The sequence below is a fragment of the Burkholderia territorii genome (assembly GCF_902833055.1).
GTDB classification, from domain to species: Bacteria; Pseudomonadota; Gammaproteobacteria; order Burkholderiales; family Burkholderiaceae; genus Burkholderia; species Burkholderia territorii.
Genome location: NZ_CADFEJ010000194.1, coordinates 1 through 226 on the forward strand (window position 1 = coordinate 1; position 226 = coordinate 226).

Genomic DNA, 226 nt, shown 5'->3' on the forward strand with positions numbered 1-226 from the left:
TTGTTAGATGCGATGGGGGGACGGATCGCGGAAGGTTGTCCGGGTGTTGGAAGTCCCGGTCGCTGCATTGGAGAAGGCGCTTAGGCAAATCCGGGCGCGTAATTCAAGGGTGTGGCGCGAGCTCCCTCGGGAGCGAAGCAATTGGAAGTGGTTCCAAGAAAAGCCTCTAAGCTTCAGTCTAACGATGACCGTACCGCAAACCGACACAGGTGGGCGAGATGAGTAT

General features: G+C 56.6%; 1 rRNA gene. It reads left to right on the forward strand.

Features of this window, described 5'->3' with window-relative positions:
- Window positions 1–226 (forward strand): 23S ribosomal RNA (locus HW466_RS31670); the annotation flags it as partial.